At 70.0% G+C, this 18,680-nt stretch carries 15 protein-coding genes; 8 read left to right on the top strand and 7 right to left on the bottom strand.

The window, feature by feature from the left end; genetic code table 11:
* Positions 1 to 40 precede the first annotated feature (40 nt).
* The gene (locus D7W82_RS21145; RefSeq protein ID WP_120620082.1) at positions 41 to 1,420 is read left to right on the top strand and encodes a HEAT repeat domain-containing protein; all 1,380 of its coding nucleotides are present in this window, start codon (positions 41 to 43) and stop codon (positions 1,418 to 1,420) included.
* A gap of 8 nt (positions 1,421 to 1,428) precedes the next feature.
* Here D7W82_RS21145 and D7W82_RS21140 read toward each other — a convergent pair whose 3' ends face one another.
* Both D7W82_RS21140 and D7W82_RS21135 read right to left on the bottom strand, forming a co-directional pair.
* On the bottom strand, positions 1,429 to 1,956 hold the full coding sequence (locus D7W82_RS21140; RefSeq protein ID WP_120620081.1) for an ureidoglycolate lyase: 528 nt from the start codon (positions 1,954 to 1,956) through the stop codon (positions 1,429 to 1,431).
* Between the two features lie 110 nt (positions 1,957 to 2,066).
* Entirely contained in the window at positions 2,067 to 2,885 is an 819-nt protein-coding gene (locus tag D7W82_RS21135) for a hypothetical protein (protein ID WP_120620080.1), read from the bottom strand.
* Positions 2,886 to 3,201: 316 nt separating this feature from the next.
* On the opposite strand from D7W82_RS21135, the gene D7W82_RS21130 reads away from it, so the two are divergent.
* Entirely contained in the window at positions 3,202 to 4,065 is an 864-nt protein-coding gene (locus tag D7W82_RS21130) for a caspase family protein (RefSeq protein ID WP_120620079.1), read from the top strand.
* An 81-nt stretch (positions 4,066 to 4,146) separates the two neighbouring features.
* Here the strand turns inward: D7W82_RS21130 and D7W82_RS21125 are convergent, their stop codons facing one another.
* Entirely contained in the window at positions 4,147 to 5,784 is a 1,638-nt protein-coding gene (locus tag D7W82_RS21125; protein ID WP_120620078.1) for an invertase recombinase-like protein, read from the bottom strand.
* A 125-nt stretch (positions 5,785 to 5,909) separates the two neighbouring features.
* A complete protein-coding gene (locus D7W82_RS21120) occupies positions 5,910 to 7,226 on the bottom strand; it encodes an amidohydrolase (RefSeq protein WP_120620077.1) in 1,317 nt (438 codons plus the stop codon).
* Between the two features lie 263 nt (positions 7,227 to 7,489).
* Here D7W82_RS21120 and D7W82_RS21115 point away from each other — a divergent pair, with 263 nt between their 5' ends.
* The 3 genes from D7W82_RS21115 (at position 7,490) to D7W82_RS21105 (ending at position 11,384) form a co-directional block, all read left to right on the top strand.
* Complete coding sequence (locus tag D7W82_RS21115) at positions 7,490 to 8,788, top strand: IPT/TIG domain-containing protein (protein ID WP_158617702.1); 1,299 nt, start codon at positions 7,490 to 7,492, stop codon at positions 8,786 to 8,788.
* Between the two features lie 175 nt (positions 8,789 to 8,963).
* Entirely contained in the window at positions 8,964 to 10,634 is a 1,671-nt protein-coding gene (locus tag D7W82_RS21110; RefSeq protein ID WP_120620075.1) for an amidase, read from the top strand.
* Between the two features lie 105 nt (positions 10,635 to 10,739).
* Positions 10,740 to 11,384: a DUF4386 domain-containing protein gene (locus D7W82_RS21105; RefSeq protein ID WP_120620074.1), complete on the top strand. Its 645-nt coding sequence runs from the start codon at positions 10,740 to 10,742 to the stop codon at positions 11,382 to 11,384.
* Here the strand turns inward: D7W82_RS21105 and D7W82_RS21100 are convergent.
* Positions 11,362 to 11,967 carry a Crp/Fnr family transcriptional regulator gene (locus D7W82_RS21100; RefSeq protein ID WP_120620073.1) on the bottom strand — a complete coding sequence of 202 codons (606 nt, stop codon included), beginning with the start codon at positions 11,965 to 11,967 and terminating at the stop codon, positions 11,362 to 11,364. The two genes, D7W82_RS21105 and D7W82_RS21100, sit on opposite strands and share 23 nt — an antisense overlap.
* Positions 11,968 to 12,276: 309 nt before the next feature.
* Between D7W82_RS21100 and D7W82_RS21095 the strand changes: the two genes are divergently transcribed.
* The 3 genes from D7W82_RS21095 (at position 12,277) to D7W82_RS21085 (ending at position 14,878) form a co-directional block, all read left to right on the top strand.
* A complete protein-coding gene (locus D7W82_RS21095) occupies positions 12,277 to 12,636 on the top strand; it encodes a spore germination protein GerW family protein (protein WP_120620072.1) in 360 nt (119 codons plus the stop codon).
* A 309-nt stretch (positions 12,637 to 12,945) separates the two neighbouring features.
* Positions 12,946 to 14,259, top strand: a complete 1,314-nt coding sequence (locus D7W82_RS21090; protein WP_147439442.1) for a hypothetical protein — start codon at positions 12,946 to 12,948, stop codon at positions 14,257 to 14,259.
* A complete protein-coding gene (locus tag D7W82_RS21085; protein WP_120620070.1) occupies positions 14,234 to 14,878 on the top strand; it encodes a hypothetical protein in 645 nt (214 codons plus the stop codon). The genes D7W82_RS21090 and D7W82_RS21085 overlap by 26 nt, the downstream gene beginning before the upstream one ends.
* A 20-nt stretch (positions 14,879 to 14,898) precedes the next feature.
* On the opposite strand, the gene D7W82_RS42190 is transcribed toward D7W82_RS21085, so the two are convergent.
* Both D7W82_RS42190 and hrpA read right to left on the bottom strand, forming a co-directional pair.
* Entirely contained in the window at positions 14,899 to 15,030 is a 132-nt protein-coding gene (locus D7W82_RS42190) for a hypothetical protein (protein WP_255417249.1), read from the bottom strand.
* 18 nt (positions 15,031 to 15,048) lie between these two features.
* Positions 15,049 to 18,678, bottom strand: coding sequence for an ATP-dependent RNA helicase HrpA (hrpA, locus tag D7W82_RS21080; protein WP_120620069.1), 3,630 nt, complete (start codon positions 18,676 to 18,678; stop codon positions 15,049 to 15,051).
* Between the last annotated feature and the right edge of the window lie 2 nt (positions 18,679 to 18,680).

The raw sequence follows: 18,680 nt of genomic DNA, 5'->3' as shown, positions 1-18,680 counted from the left end.
GCTTGCATGAGATACGCGCTTTCTCGAAAGGTTGGTCCAGATGCGATTCATGATGGCCCTGGGCGTGGTCGCGTTGGGTGCGGGCTGTGCACATGCTCCAAAGCCGGCGGATGCCCCGGCCGCGCGGGCCCAGCAGCTCTCGGAGGAAGCGGATCAGGCGTACAAGGCGCTGGATTTCGAGCGGTGCGCGGAGCGGTTCCAGGCTGCCGGTGAGGCGAACGCGGAGGGGCCGGACCGCGCGGAGTTCCTCTACCGGGCGGCGGGGTGTGCCTCGCTCGCGGGCCACGCGGACGCGGCCGTGGACGTGCTGAAGCGCGCGGTCCAGGGCGGCTACTACGACGCGGATCACCTCGAATACAACCCGGAGCTGGCGGCGCTGCACGCGCTGCCCGCGTGGAGCGGAATCGTCGCGGAGGCCCGCGCCAACCTGGCGAAGGCACCCGAGGCGCCCTTCATGACGATGACGCTCATGGGCGTGGATGCCTTTGGTTCGCGCAAGGTGGACCCGGAGGCGGTCCAGCGGCTGATGGGGCTGGAGGTGGGCAAGCCCATCGTGCACAGCGGCGCCATCTTCAGGCAGAAGGAGGCGGCGCTGCGTGAGCAGTACGGCCTCGCCTATGTCCAGGTGGGCATGTCCATCTACTTCGCCGCGGAGCGCAAGGGCAGCGCCTTCGTGGTGGTGGACATGGTGGATGCCGAGGACGCGGCCCGGCTGCGCTTCCTCCCACAGCCCAAGGGGCACCCCACGGATCCGGAAGGACTGATTGCCCGGTGGAACGACTATGTGCAGCGCCTGCAGCACCTCCAGATGCAGGGGAAGATGTCTGAAGACACCAGCTGCAAGGTCGCGAACTGCATCGGTGGGTTCGGCCATCCGGACCTCGCGTCCTTCGAGCCGGAGTTCCTCGCGAAGGTGCCGGGGCAGCTGGACGCGTTGACCGCCGTCCTGCGCGAGGATGCGGACCCGGAGAAGCGGAGCGCGGCGGCCTACCTGCTGGCCTACGCCCCCACGCTCGAGGAGACCGCGCAACGGCTGCAGCCCTTCATCCGGGATCCGGAGTCCGGCGTGCGCAACGGCGTGCTGCGCGTACTGGCGTCCACGCAGGAAGCCGCGGCGAAGCCCCTGCTGGACGTGGCGACGGTGGCGGACGCGGTGACGATGCCGAAGGCGAGTGACCGCAACAAGGCGACGCACCTCCTCAACTTCCTGCTGGACGACCTCTCACCCGAGGCGCTGAAGGCGCAGCGTGCCGGGCTGCTCCGCCAGCTGGGAGACCACCTGGTGCGGATGTCCGCGCTCACGTTGCCCATCAACCGCGATCCCGCGGTCCTGGTGCTGAAGCAGCTCTCCGGCGAGCAGTACGAAACGGCCGAGGAGTGGCGCGCGTGGCTCGCGCGTCAGCCGAAGACGGAGGGGTAGGGGACCGCTCAGCCCCCGACGATGACGGAGACGGGCGTGGAGAACTGGCGCACGACGCAGTCCTCCGCGCCCCCGTCCTCCCACGCCAGCATCGCGAACTCGGCCGGCTCGTCGAGCGCGATGATGGGGTGGTGCCACACGCCCCGGTGGTAGTTCACGCCCTGGCCGGGGCCACAGACGAACGCCACGAGCCCGCCCAGGTCGGGCCCGCCCGAAGGCGCTGCCGGCGCGACGCAGACGAGGAAGCGCGCGCAGCGCATGGGCAGGAACGCCTGGCTGGACTGGGGGTGGTGTTCGAGCAGCTTCACGCTGAAGGGGAGCGGCTGCGGCACGGAGCGGAACACCGCGAGGTTGGGCTTCGCGCCCGGCCGGCCGTTCTCCAGCCGCGCCGACCAATCGAAGCGCACCGCGGTGCCCTGGTTCGCCGAAGCGCCGCTCTTGAGCCCGGCGGACACGACGTCGCCAAACGGAGCGAAGCCCTCCGGCGTCAGGGGCAGGGCGACGATGGAGCGGAGCGGGGCGGAAGCGTCCTTCATGAGGGGGACTATAGGGCGAGTGCCCGGGTCCCACCCCCTCCCAGGTCGCCGGGGTTCAAGGAGCCATGGGGCCCCTTTCCCGCATGCGTGGGAAAGGGGCCTGGTGCGGGTTACTTCGCGGAGACGGTGGACTCGCCCAGGATGTTGAAGGTGCTGGCGGCGGCCTTCACGTCGATGGCGGAGAAGCCGGTGTACGGGTAGTGGCCGTCGCCGATGTCCTCGACGATCTCCAGGAAGTCGCCGCTGACGCGCTTGCCATCCACATCCAGCGTGAAGGCGTCACCGGTGCCGCGGAAGGTCCAGCTGCAGGCGCCCGGGGCGACGCGGCCGTACATGCTGCTGCCGCCGAAGCCGTGGTTCTTGAAGCCGAAGTCGTACCGCGTGAGCCCGATGTGGATCTGGTACCACACCGAGCCGACGCCGTAATCGGGCTCGAAGTAGTGCGAGTTCATCAGGGTGTTGCCATTCCACAGGTTGACGGTGAAGGGCGAACCGCCCGCCCGGCCCGTGAACGAGGGCCGCAGGGTCACCTGGTCGCGCTCCTTGCCCGGCTGGACGCTGATGGTGCTGACCACCTGGTCGCCGTCACGCGCGGCGAGCGTGAAGCCCTGGCCCGCGGCGCCCACGCCGCCCAGCTCCGTCTTCAGCACCCAGTCCACGGCGCGAGGGAACTCGCTGGAGAAGCCGTCCGTCTTCACGTTGGTCAGGTTGGACACGGCGATGCTCTTGCCGGTGTTCGTGAGCGTCGCGCGGCCCGTCGCGCAGTTCTTGATGCCCTCGAAGCCCTCGATACAGGTCCGCTCGGCCTTCGCTTCCTGCGTGGCGAGCGAGTCACCCGCACTCGGGGTGGGCTCTTCACCCTGGCAGCCCGCGGCCGTGACACTCAGGAGCGCGGCCGTCAGCAGGCGGCCCGTCAGCTTCATCATCATGGAGAAACCTCTCGTCGGTGGGGGGGATGACTGCATGCCGGTCCCGGTTGAGCCCGGCGCGGGTCGCGCATGCACCCACCGAGCCACCCTTCGACCCGGAGGTCCCTCCTCTGGGCAGGGCCCCGTGAGGCCAGGACGCGTGGCGTGTCAGGTCACAGCCAGGGGCCCTGCGTAACCTGTCGTGTCACGCGGGAGCGGAGGGAGCGAGCCCCGGGCTCCCGGTCGGCAAAGGGCCGGAAGGACACGGCGCGCGCCGCCTCCTCCCTGGCATCCCGGCCGCCCGTCTCCACCGTGAGTGAAGGAGGCAATGACAGTCATGGCGCAGGGATATTCCATCAACATTGGTTTGAACTCGGTGGATCCGAAGCACTACGCGGGCTGGGATGGCCAGCTGCAGGCGTGCGAAGCGGACGCCGAGGACATGATCAGCATCGCGAACGCGCAGGGGTTCAGCCGCGTCCGGCCCTTCCTCACGAAGGACGCCACGCGCGCGAAGGTGCTCGCGGAGCTGGGCGAGGCGGCGTCGGTGCTCCAGGCGGGGGACCTGCTCCTGTTCACCTACTCGGGGCACGGCGGCCAGCTCCCCGACATGAACGGCGATGAGGACGACGGCCTGGATGAGACGTGGTGTCTGTATGACGGGGAGCTCGTCGACGACGAGATCTACCAGGCGATGGGGAAGCTCAAGGCGGGCGTGCGGGTCTTCATGCTCTCCGACAGCTGCCACAGCGGCACGGTGAGCAGCGTGGCCTACGCGGCCCTGCGCTCCAGCGGCAGCCTGCAGCTGCTGGCGGATTCGATGCGGAGCACGGAGCCCGCGGAGCGGCGTTTCAAGAACATGCCCCTGGGCATCGATCGGCGCACGTACCGCGAGAACAAGCAGATGTACGACGCCATCCTGAAGGGGCTGCCCAAGAATGACCCCCGGGAGACGCTGAAGGCCACGGTGTTGCTCATCTCCGGCTGCCAGGACAACCAGCTCTCCAGCGACGGCGACTACAACGGCCTCTTCACGGCCAAGCTGTTGCGCATCTGGAACGAAGGGAAGTTCAAGGCCAGCTACCCGACCTTCCACCGCCGCATCCTGCGCACCATGCCGCCCATCCAGTCTCCGGCGTACTCCATCATCGGAGTCCCCAGCCGCGAGTTCGAGCGGATGGTGCCCTTCCACGTGAGCTGAGGCCTGGCCAGAAGAGGGGGCTGCGCCGGGGGAGCGATGAGGCTTCACGCCCCATCGCTCCCTTCATTTCAGCGACGCGTCCTAGTCCTTCGTGCAGACGACGTCGTCGACCTGGAGGTGGTCGCGGTCGGCGACGCTGCGGCTCGGATAGAAGAACAGGCGCCAGTCGCGCACGTTGCCGGTGAAGCGGAAGAACACCGGCTGCCACTCGTCGCTGTCCACCGTGAGGAAGTCCGTCTGCGGGCTCCAGCCGCCGCTCGAGTAGCTGCGGTGACGGATGCTGCCGTGGCCACGCACGCGGTACGAGCAGGAGTAGTTGCCCGTCGGCACGTTGAACTTCTCGGTCGTGAAGCGCTCGGCGATCTGGATGGGCACCACGAACTGCAGCGCCGCCGAGCCGCCGTGCACCGCGCTCGTGTAGCGCGCGAGCCGCGAGGGCTTGATCTCCGTGCCCGGGTCCGCGATGCCGTTGTCCAGGCCGTACCAGTAATCCGGGACGTAGTTGTTCCCATAGTAGGGGATGGCGCGGGTGCTCCAGTTCTCGAAGCCGCCATTGCGGATGATGTTCGCGGAGTGCTCGGCCGCGACGCAGCGGCGGGTGGCCGGGTCGCAGGCGGGCAGGGCGCCCTTGCAGTCATACGTCGTGAAGCAAGCGCCTTCGGCCAGCTCGCACACGCCCGTGGTGGGATTGCAGCTCGTCGGGTTGCTGCACGTGACGCCTGCGCAGGGGTCGCCCTCGATGCAGAGGTGCGAGGCGGTGTCGCAGACGGGCGTCTCCGGGGTCCCCGCGCAATCCGCGTGGCGGGTGCAGCGGTCCTCGGCGGTCACGCAGGTGTGGGTCGCGTCGCAGGCCTGCCACTCCCTGCAGTCCATGGCGTCCTCGCAGCGGCCGGAGAGCGGCTGGCAGGTCGCGGTGGCGTTGTCGCAACGCGCCCAGGCCTCGCAGCTGACCGCATCGCACGGCTCGGGGGCCCGCACGCAGCGAACGTTGTCGATGAGCAGGTGGTCGCCGCGGGTGTTCCGGACGCTGAAGATGAGCTCGAAGGTGTCGAAGACGGAGTTGGCCAGGTTGAAGGTGTAGTTCACCTGGGTCCACGTCCGGGTGTCGACAGAGGTGTAGGACGAGTAGCTGGAGAAGTCGGTGCCGAAGAAGCCGTTGCGGATGTCACCGGTCCCCCGCACCTGGTAGGTGCAGGAGTAGCGGCCCGCGGGCATGGACTTCGCCGCGGTGCTGAAGCGGCGGTGCGCGGTCAAGGTGTTGCTCAGCCGGGCCGCGTTCACGCCCTCGAAGGGCTGCGACGTGACCTTCTGCACCACGTCTTCGATGTTCGTCGTGCTCCCGGACCACAGCGCCGGAAGCGCACCGGGCCACTCCTCGAAGCCCCCGTTGTCGATGACGTTCGCGTCGGCGGGCCCGCCCGCGTCAGGCGTCTCGGAGCCCGCGTCCGGCGTCTCGGTGCCGGAGTCAGGCGTCTCGGAGCCCGCGTCGGGCGTCTCGGTGCCGGAGTCAGGAGTTTCCGTCCCCGCGTCGGGCGTCTCGGTGCCGGAGTCAGGCGTCTCCGAGCCCGCGTCGGTCGGCTCGGAGCCGGAGTCCGGAACTCCGACACCCGCGTCCGGCCGGGGCTGCCCGGCGTCAGGCGCCTCCGGAGAAGTCGAATCACCACCGCACGCGACGGCCAACACCAACAGCGAAGTCAGGCACACTCGAAACAACTTCAACGCAGCCTCCGGTTCCAGAACTGGATCTTTCGTACCACACTGTAGCGGCACTGACCGGACACCCAATAGGGTTCCCCGCAGGCACCCTGCGTCCAGGGCACCTACGAGGCTGCGTGAAGTGGACCTCAGGGCCTGCCCAGCAGCTCCAGCGCGGAGGTGGTCAGCAGGGTGACTCCGGTGCGCAGCGCGCGCTCGCGGTCCGGCGCGTAGAGGGGCGAGTGCGGGGAGGGCAGCGCCTCCTCCGTGCCCTTGGCGTCGGCGAAGCGTTTGGGCTCGGTGATGCCCAGCCACAGCATCACGGAGGGCACGCCCGCGCGGCCGTACTCGGAGAAGTCCTCTCCGCCCATGACGGACGGCGTCTCGCTGAGGTTCTTCTCGCCCAGCACCTTGCCCACCGCGTCCACCAGCCGCTTCGTGAGCTCGGGGTCATTGAAGGTGGCGGGCGTGCCTTCGGTGACCTTCACGTCGGGCGGGCGGGGCGCTCCGGAGGCCATCGCCTCCGCCTTGGCGATGCGCTCGATGCCGGCCAGCAATGCCTTGCGCACCTCCGGCTTGTACGTGCGCAGCGTGAGCTGCAGGCGCACCTCGTCCGGGATGATGTTGTGCTTGGTGCCACCGTGGATGGAGCCCACGGTGAGCACCGCCGGCTCCAGCGGGCTCTTCTCCCGGCTGACGAGCGTCTGCAGCGAGAGGACGGTTCGCGCCGCCATCACCACCGGGTCCACGGTGGTGTGCGGGTACGCACCGTGCCCGCCCTTGCCGTGGAGGGTGACGTCCACCGAGTCCACGCTCGCCAGCGCATAGCCGGGGGTGAACCGCACCGTCCCCGCCGCGGCGTTGGCCACGGTGTGCATGGCCACGGCGACGTCCGGCTTGGGGAAGCGCTTGAACAGGCCGTCCGCCAGCATCTGCCGGGCCCCCGCTCCAATCTCCTCGGCCGGCTGCCCTACCAACATCAGGGTGCCGCGCCACCGGTCCTTCGTCCGCGCCAGCAGCGTGGCCGTGCCAATCCAAGACGTCATGTGCACGTCGTGCCCGCACGCGTGCATCACCGCGACCTCCGCCCCGGCGCCATCCTTCGTCTTCATCTTGCTGGCGTAGGGCAGGCCCGTCTTCTCCTCCACCGGCAGCCCGTCCAGGTCCGTGCGCAGCATCACCGTGGGCCCCTTGCCGTTGCGCAACAGGGCCACCACGCCGTGCCCGCCCACCTTCGGCGTCACCTCGAAGCCGAGCTTGCGCAGACGCTCGGCCAGCTTCGCCGCCGTCTTCTCCTCCTGGAGTGACAGCTCGGGCGTCTGGTGCAGGTCACGGTAGAGCGCGTCCAGTTCGGGGTACAGCGCGTCCAGGCCCGCGAGGACCGTGGGCGGGGGCGCCGCCGCGAGCACGGGGCCGGGCGCCGCCACGCAGGCGAAGAGCAGGGGAAGCAGGGGGAGCGTTTTCACCAGGGGGCCTCCTGACCGTCAGGGAGCCTCCACTACAGCACGTCCTGCGCGGAGCTTCGCGCCGGAAGCCCGTAGCGGGTTTGGGTCACCCCCGGGCCCGGTGTGGCCGGCGCGAGGGGCTGCGAGTCCTTCCTGTCATGCAGGGAGAATCCATCCGGAGTGCCCTTACGGCCTGTGTGTCCTCGTGCACCTTGAAGGTCGCGCGGCTGCTGTGTCTCACTTTGTGGGGGCTGACAGGCTGCGTCGAGCAGCGGGACGCCGAGGTGCTCCCTGATCCCGGCACCACCCCTGGGAGCGCCTGCGAGGGCGTCGCCCCGCGCACGCTGGAGGAGGTCCATGCGGCGCACTTCGCCGCGGAGCGCCCCACGGGCTGCACGGTGGGGTGTCATGACACCGGCGCGGGCGGCCTGACGTTCCGTGACGCCCACGAGCTGTGGCAGGCCACCGTGCAGCGGCCCTCGCAAGGCGGCTCCTCGCGCCTGCTCGTGGAGCCCGGCCACCCGGAGCGCAGCCACCTGTACCTCAAGCTGCAGCCGGACGCGCAGGGACGCATGCCCCAGGGCGGTCCCTTCCTGGACGCCGCCGCGCTGCAAGACGTGGCCGGGTGGATCTGCGCCGGTGCGCCGGAGCCGTCCACCTCCGTCACGGATGGCGGCGTGCCCACCCGCCCGGCTCCCACGCTCGACACCCTTGCGCCCTCCGCCGTGCAGGAGGGGGTGGGCGAGGTCGTGCTCTCCGTGGGAGGCAGTGGCTTCGTGGACGAGAGTCAGGTGGAGCTGGACGGCACGGCCATGGCCACGACCCATGACGGTCCGCAGCGGCTGGAGGTCCGCGTGGCGGCGTCCGTGACGGCGCGGGCCGGCGTGCACCGGGTGCGGGTCATCACCCCGGCGCCAGGGGGCGGCGCCAGCGCCAGCCTCGACTTCACCGTCACGGCGACGGGCGTGGTGCTCCCCACGGTGTCCTCGCTGTCCCCCTGCGGGACGGTGGCGGGCTCGGGGGCGTTCACCCTCACCGTGCAGGGGATGAACTTCAAGGAGGGCGCGAGCCTCTCCTTCAACGGCACGACGGTGGCGGCGACCTTCATCAGCCCCAGCGAGCTGCGCGCGTCCATTCCCGCCGCGCTGGTGGCCTCCGCGCCCGGCGGCAATGCCGCCACCGTCACCGTCGTCCACCCGGCACCGGGCCGGGAGACGTCCGCGCCCGTGACGTTCGGCGTGGCCAGCAAGGTGTCCACGCTGGCGTCGGACGTTCAACCCATCTTCACTGCGACTTGCGCCACCAGCGGCTGTCATGCGACCGCCTCCACGCCGGTGAACCTCACCGCCGGCAACGCCTACAACGAGCTCGTCGGCGTCCCCACCAGCAGCAAGGGGTGTGGCCAGCGGCTGCGCGTGCAGGCCTGTGGACCGCTGCGCGCACAGAGCTTCCTCATCGACAAGATCCTCGCGACCAACAGCAGCCCCGCGTGCTCCGGAGGCGCCATGCCCAAGGGAAGCCCCCTGTCCGCCGCGCAGAAGCAGGCCGTCATCGACTGGGTCGCCCAGGGCGCACCCCGGTAGGGGCCGTCAGCCAGGCGAAGGAGGAGTCCTGGCGGACGGGAGCCGCAGCCGCTCATCCCGCCATCGGAGAAGTCCGCACAGCTCGCGTGGGTGCGAGAGCCCTTGGCCGTGGCCCTTCCTCCTGATGGGGGCATCTGGTCCACTGGGCGCCCTCCACATTCCGGGTGCCTGCTCCATGACGAAGAAGACGGCCACTTCCGACGTGAACCCTGGCTTCTCCCGCCGCGCGCTGCTTGGGGCCGCGGCGGCCGTGACGGGGGCGCTGGCCGCCCGGAATGCGCACGCCCAGGTGCCTTCCGCCGCCGCGCCAGGGGCCACCACGGCCGGAGCCTTCGCGCTCGAAGAGGCGACGGTCGCGGAGCTGCGGGCGGGCCTGGAGTCCGGCAAGCACACCGCGCGCGGGCTGACGGAGGCGTACCTCGCGCGCATCCGTGCGCTGGACCGCACCGGGGAGCTGCCGCTGTGCTCGGTCATCGAGCTCAACCCGGATGCGCTCGCAATGGCCGACGCGCTGGACGCCGAGCGCAAGTCCAAGGGCGCACGCGGGCCGCTGCACGGCATCCCCGTGCTCATCAAGGACAACATCGCCACGGCGGACAAGCTGCAGACCACCGCGGGCTCACTCGCGCTGGTGGGCGCCGTGCCTCCTCGCGATGCCTTCATCGTGGAGCGGCTGCGCGCCGCTGGTGCCGTCCTCCTGGGCAAGACGAACCTCAGCGAGTGGGCCAACTTCCGCTCCACGCACTCGACCAGCGGCTGGAGCGCGCGCGGCGGCCTGTGCCGCAACCCGTATGCGCTCGACCGGACACCCTCCGGTTCAAGCTCCGGTTCGGGCGCGGCCACCGCGGCCAACTTCTGCGCCGTGTCGGTGGGCACCGAGACGGACGGCTCCATCGTCTCGCCCGCGTCCGCGTGTTCGCTGGTGGGGCTGAAGCCCACGGTGGGGCTCGTCAGCCGCGCGGGCATCATCCCCATCTCCTCGACACAGGACACCGCGGGCCCCATGACGCGCACCGTGGCGGACGCCGCGGCGCTGCTGGGCGTGCTCGCGGGCGAGGACCCACGCGACGCGGCCACGGCCGCGGGCAAGGGCCGAGCCCACCCGGACTACACGAAGTTCCTAGACCCCCAGGGGCTCAAGGGGGCGCGCATCGGTGTGCCGCGTGAGCGGTTCTTCGGCTACCACCCGGCCACGGACGCGGTCGTGGAGCGCGCGCTCGAAGTGATGAAGGCGCAAGGGGCCGTGCTGGTGGACCCCGTGGTGCTGCCCAACGTGGCGAAGCTCGACGGGCCCGAACTGGAGGTCATGCTGTATGAGTTCAAGGCGGGCCTGGAGGCGTACCTTGCACAGCTCGGCGAGGGCGCCCCCGTGCGCACGCTCGCGGACCTCATCGCCTTCAACGAGGAGCACCGCGAGCGCGAGATGCCCTACTTCGGCCAGGAGCTGCTGCTCCAGGCGCAAAAGAAGGGCCCGCTCACCGACGCCGCCTACAAGAAGGCGCTGGCGGCATGCCGCCGGTACTCGCGCGCCGAGGGCCTGGACGCGGTGATGAACAAGCACAAGCTGGATGCGCTCGTGGCCCCGACCCAGGCTCCGGCGGGCCCCATCGACCTGGTGTTGGGCGACCACTGGCTGGGCAGCAGCTCCACGCCCGCCGCCGTGTCCGGCTACCCGACCCTCACGGTGCCCGCGGGCGACGTGCACGGGCTGCCGGTGGGGGTGTCCTTCATCGGTCGCGCCTGGAGCGAGCCCGTGCTGCTCAAGCTCGCCTACGCCTACGAGCAGGCCTCACACGCGCGCCGCAAGCCCGGGTTCGCCCGGAGCCTGGACCCGCGTGGCGGGTAGGGTGGACCGGCCCGTGCCCGCTTATTGATCCTCGTCAATGCGGGCGAGGGCGCCCCCCGCCAGTCTTGGGGCCACAACGTCGCTGAACGTTCTGGAGCCCTCGCGATGAACATCTCCCGCCTTCACTCCCGTTCCCTGGGAGCCCTCTTCCTCCTGCCGTTTCTTGCCTACGGCATCGGCACTGCGCTCGTCACCTCCGTCCTGAAGGAGCCGGAGATGCTGGCGGGACAGAGGACGCTGTTTGTCGGGGGCGCGCTGCTGCTCCTGTTGAACTCCCTCTTCGTCGTCGGAATTGGCGTGCTGTTCTTTCCCATCCTCCGTAAGCGGAGCCTGGGCATCGCCGTCGCGTACGTCTGCACGCGGGTGATGGAGGCGCTGACCCTCATCGTTGGAGTGGTGTTCCTGCTCTGCATCCTCCAGCTGGGAGAATCCGCACCGCCGGAGCGGGCGACGCTGTCCACGCTGCTCTCGAAAGGGAACTTCTGGGCGTACCAGCTCGCGATGATCATCCTGGGGGCCGGCAGCGTGGTGTTCTGCCTGTCGCTGTACCGCTCCCGGCTTCTTCCCGCGTGGCTCCCGCTGGTGGGCGCGGTGGGCTACGGGCTTCTCGCGCTGGGGTCCGTGTTCGAGCTCTTCGGGCTGCCGTGGGGCATCCTCTTCTCCGGGCCCGGGGGTCTGTTCGAGCTGGTCCTCGGTGGTTGGCTCATCACCAGGGGGTTCCGGACGGTCACGCCTTCCGTCGCGGCGTAGCCGGCTTGCCGTGCGTGGCGATGCGCTTTCGGATCCGGCTCAGTGACTCGGGCTTCACGCCGATGTAGCTGGCCAGCTGGTACTGGGGAATCCGCTGGAGGATGTCCGGCCGCGTCCTCGAGAGCTTGAGGTAGCGCTGCTCCGGGGTGTCCGTGAGATAGGACGCGAACCACTCCTGCTGTTCCGCCAGGACCTTCTGCATCACCAGCCGGGAGATGCTCTCGAAGCGAGGGAAGCGCCGATACAGGTCGCCCTCGCGTTGAGCGGTGCCCACCACCACCGTGGTGTCTTCCGCGCAGACCCAGAAGTGCTCCGCCGGGGTCTGGTTCATCATGCTGTGAATCGAGAGGACCCAGTCGTCCTCGGTGAAGAATCCGTTGCTCCGCTCCTCCTCGTCGACGATGGAGTATTGGCGGACACAGCCCTGGAGGACGAAGTAGGCCTCGGTGCAGACCTGGCCCGCCATGAGCAGGTGCGAGCCTTTCGGACAGGCCTTCACCACCATGCTGTCCAGGATGGCCTGGGCCTCCTCGTCCGAAAGAGGAGCGATGCGGCGGAAGTAGTCGACGAGCCTGTTCTTCATGGGAGCACCGCGCGACCGGCGGGAGCCCCATCATTCCACCGGGCTGGCGGACGTGGCCCGGAAATCGGAAGTCGTCGAGAGTGGCTCTGCCGCGGCTTCGGTCGCGCGGCGCTGGCTGCCACCCTCTCGGCGCTCTGGCTGCCATTGCTCGTGCTGTTCGCGCTCGGGGAGCGCGCCGCTCCGGTGGGGACTGCGGGAGCCTCGCCCCAGACTTGACGGCGAGCCTGGCCCCGGGCCCGTGGCCTGGTGTGATGGCGCGCGCTCCCGCCGTACCTATCTCTGGCGGGAGCACTCGAAGGGGTATCCGCCATGGACATCAACGACGTCATCGACCGGACCCGCGACAGCATCTCCGCGCGCTGCGTCTTCGGCCAACCCATCCAGCAGGGGGAGGTCACCGTGATTCCCGTCGCGCGCGTGAGGGGCGGTGGAGGCGGTGGTGGGGGCGAAGGCCCGGTTCCCGAGGGCAACTCGAAGGAAGGCACGGGGCGTGGAGAGGGCACGGGCTTTGGGCTGAGCGCGCGCCCGGCCGGCGCCTTTGTCATCCGCGGAGACAGGGTGTCGTGGCTGCCTGTCGTGGAGCCCGCGCGCATCATCCTCGGCTTGCAGGTACTGGCTGGCATTGCCCTGCTCGTCTACTCGCGCACGCGGCTGAGAGGCCGGCGATAGGCCGACCCCGTCAATCAGACACCCGTGTCGTGCTCGAGCCACACGTGCTCCAGGTCGGTCCATGTCTGGGGCAGCCCGCTCTTCGCTGCCCATGCCGACCGGCTCGCAGAGAACGTCCGGCGCTTCCAGCAAACCCCCGAGGGCCGGACGCGGGGGACCGAGCTCTTTGCTTCGTGTGGCGACTGAGCCGGTTGCGTCGCTTCCCAGATCCTCCCGGGTCGTTGTTTCGCCCTCCTCCTTGGGGCTCGAATGGTGGTGCGGAGAAGTGCCCATCCGCGTCCCTGGCAGACTTTGAACGAGGGGGAAGACATGCCCGCGACCCATCACCTCGAGGTGGTTGCTGTCGACGAAAAGGGTGCTGCGCTCAATGTGAGCACCGTGACGCTGACCTCGGGACTGGCCGTGAGCCGCGGCGTGGCGGTCTCCGGCGCTGTTCGCATCGCCTTGAGCGGAGTGAACCCGGGCCGGGGCGAAGTGTGTCTCTCCTTCGTGGACCGGCCGGATTTCATCCTGCCCCTCACCTTCGTGAAGGGGACGGAGGGACCGGTGCCCACGTTCCCCCAGGAGGCGCCCCTCTGCTGCCCGGCCATCCAGCGGACCCAGGAGACGACCCTGGGCGCGGCGAAGACCGTCTTCACCCTGACCCTGACGCTGGCCTCGGCGCACTCCGAGGTCGTCCTCGTCGCGGGCTGGGACTACAGCGGCGGAGCGAACAACGTCGCCTACTGTGACACCTGCCGTGAGGACCTCTATTCGGGGAGCACGCACAGGACGGGCGTGAAGACAACCCTCCCCAAGCGCATCGACACACCCACGGTCGTGACCCTCTTCGACTTCAAGTCCGGAGAGCGGAGCAGGAGCGTGAAGAGCGCGTCCGGGTGGTTTGAATTGGACCGCGTCCTCCAGGGGACGGTGAAGCCGCATGTGGCCAAATACTCAGAGACGGCGAACCAGACGCGGCGGCACGACGACGATTCCATCTCCATCCTGCACGTCTACGACTACCTCGCCGAACTGGGCCTCAAGGCTCCGGGTGCCTTGAGGGAGTTCCATCTCTTCTCACATGCCTGGGCAGGGGGACCCATCCTCGCCAACACCACCGAGGACATCGGCTACCGCTCGGGCGGGACCTCCGCGGCGCTGCGGGATCCGGGAGACAAGGACCCCCGGCTCAAGGACTTCGATCCGGTCAACATGCCTCGGCTGGCGGACCTCAAGGCCGCCTTCGCCACCGACTCCGTCGTCAAGGTGTGGGGCTGTCTGGCGACCACGGCCTATCGCAACCTGATTCGCGCCACGGCCTCGGCCAGGCGCGACACGGACACCGTCACCTACGACTGGTCCGGGACGAAGGTCACCAAGACGGCCGCGGAGTCGAAGACGTACCTTCGGGACGTCATCCTGAAGTACAACTACATGGCGAAGTTATCCGCTGCCATTGGCGGTCGCGCGAAGGTGTACGGGGCGCCTCCCGGCATGGGCGCCAATCTTCGCGCCGTACCCGTGGGCAAGAAGACTTTCAATTACATGTACGTGGATGGCACCATCTACAAGCGCGAATACGACTTCCTCAAGAGCGCCATGGGATTGGTTCCCGATGACACCGGCTATCTCCTCTTCTGATTCCGACAGGCGGTCTGGCATCTCCCGGGCGTGGCTCGCCGCGACGCTGCTGCTGGTTCCTGCCTGTCAGCAGGCGGCCCGGGGCGCCACGGCCTCGGAGCGCGAGGGGGTGGCGAAGGGCCGGGTGGAGGCGCCGGCCATCACTCCTCCGGAGGAGCCTGCTCCGGCGGCCCCGACGCCGTCCGCCGATGCGGAGGCCGAGCCTTCGCCGGGGGCCCGCGCGGTGGCTCGGCTCAAGGCGGAGGCCTCCCAGCTCGAGTCGGCCCGCCTTGTGACCTGCGGTGGGGAGAAGGTGGTGGGGTGCATGCCCGAGCCGCTGTTGGCGCGGCTTCGGACCGCGTTCACCCAGGCGGCGGTTTCGAAGGACCGGGCCCTGACCACGCCGCCATGGGAGTCCGTCCTGCTGGAGCTGAAATTCCGGGACGGCAAGTCGGTGTTCGGGCAACTGGTGCGCGAGGATGTCCTGCGCCTGCGCGAGGAGCGGTGGTGCGGGTCGGGGGCGCAGGGGAGCGAGCTGGTCCTGACTGACGGGCCGCCGCTGCTTCCGTGGTTCCAGAAGCACCTGGGCCCGGTGCAGTCGAAGGAGCATCAGCTCCCACCCGGGATTCCCCCTCCCTGACGCGAATCACGAACTCCGGTTCAGCCCTCGGGGTTGCCCCGGAAGCTCACCTCGCCCACGGCCGTGTTCACCTTGCTGCTGGGCGCGTTCATGCTGTTCCTCGGCCTCAATGCCGTGCTGGCCGCCGCGCCGCTGCGCCCCCAGAGGGGCACGGCTTGATCCTTTCGCTTCTAGCGCAGCGCCGCGAGGGCCGCGCCGACCTTCGCCACCGTCACCGACACGGGCGTCGTCACCTCCGGAGCGAAGAGGGCCACGCGCAGCTCCTCGAAGGCCCACCGCAGCTCCCGCGCCGCCTCCTGGTCACGCGCGGTGGCGGACCTGGCGAGGAAGGACTCCCACAGCGGGAGGAAGGGCGCGGCCTTCCCTGCGTCCTTGGCGGGGTTCGCCACCGCACGCGCCAGCCGTGCCTGGGCCGCGCGCAGGTAGCGCGGGTAGTGCAGCAGGCGCACGAGGGGAATCCACTCGATGAGGTTCGCGGGGAACAGGTGCGCGAGCTGCGAGCGGAGGTCCCGCACGGCCGCCGCGCCGCTCGGCCCCTTGGAGGCGGCCTTGAGTGCGGCGAGCGTCGTTGCGAGCTCCGCGGAGGTGACGACGACGGCGTTCGTCCAGTCCCGGGCCTCAACCTCGATGCGCGGTGAGCCCTCACGGACCAGCGCCTCGAAGGCCGCCTTCGTGCGGGGCAGCGGCGCACCCGGTGCGAGCTTGAACGCATCGTCGACGCTGCGTGCGAGGACGAGCGCCTTGAAGGCGTCGGCCTTGCCCCGCGCGGGCGGCGCGCCGTCCAGGGACGGGAAGGGCAGCGGCATGCGCGCGGCGCTGACGGCCACGTGTCCGCGCGCGGCAATCATCAGGAGCCGGCGGACCCCCGTGCGCGTGGCCGCGTCGGCGGCGGCGGAGGTCTCGAGCAGCGTCAGGTCCACGGTGGCGCCCCGGTCGACGAGCGCGGGATAGCTGCGGACCTCGAGCCCGCCGACCCGCCGGGTCACGAAGGGGGGCAGCTCGCCGAAGGTCCAGGCCGTCAGCCCCTTGCGCTCCCAGTCCGAAGCCGGGGCCGCGCTGCGCAGCGCCGCCCGTGCATGTCCCCCGTGCTGCTCGAGCAGCGCATCCGCGTCGCGGCTCTTCGCGAGCTCCTTTCCGCGCTCGTCGAGCACCCGGAGCGTGATGCGCAGGTACGGCACCACGGCATCCGCCCGGAAGGACTCTTCGGTCACGTCCACGCCGCACAGCCGGGACACCGCGCGCGCGAGCGCCGGAATCAGCGGCCCGCGGAAGGGCACCAGTTCCTTCTCCAGACGGTCGACCAGCTCCGGCAGCGGCCCCAGCTGCTTGCGCTGGGCGCGGGGGAGCTGCTCGAGCAGGGCGGTGAGCTTCTCCCGCTGCCACCCGGGGATGGTCCAGTCGAGCTCACCGGGGACCAGCTGGGCGAGCAGCAGCAGCGGCACGCTCAAGGTGATGCCGTCGTCCTCGGCCGAGGGGTCGAAGGTGTACGTCACCGGTACGGACGCGCCGTGCAGGGGGACGGTGTCCGGGTAGTGCGCCGGGGACAGGCCCGGGTCGTGCGAGAGGGCATCCTCCATGGAGAGGACGAGCACGTCGGGGTCGGCCGCCTCGGCCTTGCGGCGCCAGGCCTCGAAGCCCGCTCCATCCGTCACGTCCGCCGGGACGCGCTGGTCGAAGAACGTCAGCAGCGCCTCGCTGTCGAGCAGCTCGCTGCGCCGGGCCTTGTCCCGCAGGCGCGCCACGCGCTCGAGCACCTTCTGGTTCTTCTCCTGGAACGCCCCCCGGGTGCGGTACTCGCCGCGCACCAGGGCATGCTCGAGGAACATCAGCCGTGCCCGGGCGGGGTCCATGCTGGCAAGGGAGACGGGGCGCTCCTTGAAGACCTGGAGCCCGAAGAGGGTCGCGTTCTCCTTCACGATGGCGCGCGCGGACTTCTCCGACCAGTGCGGTTCGGAGTAGCTGCGCTTGAGCAGGTGGGGAGCCGCCGCCGCGAGCCACTCCGGGTCGAGCTTCGCCACGGTGCGCGCGAACAGCTGGGACGTCTCCACGAGCTCGAAGGCCATCGCCCAGGCAGGGGGCTTCTTCGCGAGCGCCGACGAGGGGTGGACCGTGAAGCGCGTCTGCTTCGCGCCCACAAAGTGGCGCTGCTCCGGGTTCCACTGGCCGATGCGGGACAGGAGCCCGGTGAGGAGCGCCTGGTGCAGGAGGTCCCCGCGCGCCGGGGCGCCCCGGCCCTTGCGCGGCAGGCGCAGCTCGCGGACGGTCTCCTCGAGCTGGCGCTGGACATCCCGCCACTCGCGCACCCGCAGGAAGGACAGGAAGTTGTCCCGGCACACGCGCCGCAGATGGGACGTCCCGCGCTCCTCGGCCTCGCGCACGAACGCCCACAGCTTGAGCAGCCCCATGAAGTCCGAGTGCTCGTCACGGAAGCGCCGGTGCGACTCGTCCGCCTTCTGCGCGAGCTCCCGGGGCCGCTCGCGCGGGTCCTGCAGGTTGAGCGCCGCGGCGACGATGAGCACCTCGTCCAGGCACCCGTACTCGGCGCCGGCGAGGATCATCCGCGCGATGCGCGGGTCCACCGGGAAGCGCGCGAGCTGGTGCCCGAGTTGCGTCAAGGTGCGCTCCTTGCCCTCGATGGCCCCGAGCTCCTCGAGCACCCGCCAGCCCTCGGCGATGGCCCTCGACTGGGGCGGGTCGAGGAAGGGGAAGTCCTCGACGTCACCGAGGCCGAGGGATTTCATCCGCAGGATGACCCCCGCGAGCCCGGTGCGCTTGATCTCCGGGTCGGTGAAGGCGGCCCGCGTGGTGAAGCTCACCTCGTCGTAGAGCCGCACGCAGATGCCCTCGCGCACGCGTCCGCAGCGCCCCTTGCGCTGGTCGGCGCTGGCCTGGGAGACCGGCTCGATGTGCAGGCGCGTGGTGCCCGAGCGTGGGTCGTAGCGCGACAGGCGCGCCACGCCCGTGTCCACGACGTACACGATGCCCGGGATGGTGATCGACGTCTCCGCGACGTTGGTGGCGAGGATGACCCGGCGCTGGGGAATGGTGGCGAAGACGCGCGACTGCTCGGAGGCCGACAGGCGCGAATACAGGGGCTGCACCACCGTGCCGCGGAGCTCGCGCGCGTTCAGGGCGTTCTCGGCCTCGCGGATCTCCCGCTCCCCTGGGAGGAACACGAGCACGTCCCCGTCCGGGTCGAGCGAGAGCACGTTCGCCACCGAATCGGCGACGGCGTCAGCGAGCTCGGATTCCTCGGGGGGCGGCTCGTAGAGCACGTCCACGGGGAAGGTCCGGCCCTCCACCTGGATGACGGGAGCGCCCCCGAAGAACTGCGAGAAGCGCTCGGTCTCGATGGTGGCCGAGCTCACCACCACCTTGAGGTCGGGGCGCCTGGGGAGGATGCGCTTGAGCCACCCGAGCAGGAAGTCGATGGTGAGGCTGCGCTCGTGGGCCTCGTCGAGCACGATGGTGTCGTAGCGCTTCAGGAGCGGATCGCTATGGATCTGCGCGAGCAGGACGCCGTCGGTCATGAACTTCACGGCCGTCTGCCGGGACGAGCGGTCCTCGAAGCGGATCTGGTAGCCAACGTCCGTGCCCAACTCGGTGCCGACCTCGCGCGCCACGCGCGCCGCCACGCTCGTCGCGGCGATGCGCCGGGGCTGGGTGACGCCAATCTGGCGGGGACGGCCGCGCCCCATGGCGAGGAGGATTTTGGGCAGCTGCGTCGTCTTCCCCGAGCCGGTGGCCCCCGCGACGATGACCACCTGATGGGCGGAGATGGCCGCGGTGATGTCCTCCACCC

Source organism: Corallococcus sp. CA049B (genome assembly GCF_003611685.1).
Classification (GTDB): domain Bacteria; phylum Myxococcota; class Myxococcia; order Myxococcales; family Myxococcaceae; genus Corallococcus; species Corallococcus coralloides.
The sequence above is the reverse complement of the archived record's forward strand: the minus strand, read 5'-3'. Positions and strand labels throughout refer to the sequence as shown.

Bases quoted from the DNA above. Each gene is read 5' to 3' on its own strand.
- D7W82_RS21105 (WP_120620074.1), top strand. From the start codon at position 10,740: ATGAACATCTCCCGCCTTCACTCCCGTTCCCTGGGAGCCCTCTTCCTC.
- D7W82_RS21110 (WP_120620075.1), top strand. From the start codon at position 8,964: ATGACGAAGAAGACGGCCACTTCCGACGTGAACCCTGGCTTCTCCCGC.
- D7W82_RS21095 (WP_120620072.1), top strand. From the start codon at position 12,277: ATGGACATCAACGACGTCATCGACCGGACCCGCGACAGCATCTCCGCG.
- D7W82_RS21090 (WP_147439442.1), top strand. From the start codon at position 12,946: ATGCCCGCGACCCATCACCTCGAGGTGGTTGCTGTCGACGAAAAGGGT.
- D7W82_RS21135 (WP_120620080.1), bottom strand. From the start codon at position 2,885: ATGATGATGAAGCTGACGGGCCGCCTGCTGACGGCCGCGCTCCTGAGT.
- D7W82_RS21140 (WP_120620081.1), bottom strand. From the start codon at position 1,956: ATGAAGGACGCTTCCGCCCCGCTCCGCTCCATCGTCGCCCTGCCCCTG.
- D7W82_RS21130 (WP_120620079.1), top strand. From the start codon at position 3,202: ATGGCGCAGGGATATTCCATCAACATTGGTTTGAACTCGGTGGATCCG.
- D7W82_RS21085 (WP_120620070.1), top strand. From the start codon at position 14,234: ATGACACCGGCTATCTCCTCTTCTGATTCCGACAGGCGGTCTGGCATC.
- D7W82_RS21145 (WP_120620082.1), top strand. From the start codon at position 41: ATGCGATTCATGATGGCCCTGGGCGTGGTCGCGTTGGGTGCGGGCTGT.
- D7W82_RS21100 (WP_120620073.1), bottom strand. From the start codon at position 11,967: ATGAAGAACAGGCTCGTCGACTACTTCCGCCGCATCGCTCCTCTTTCG.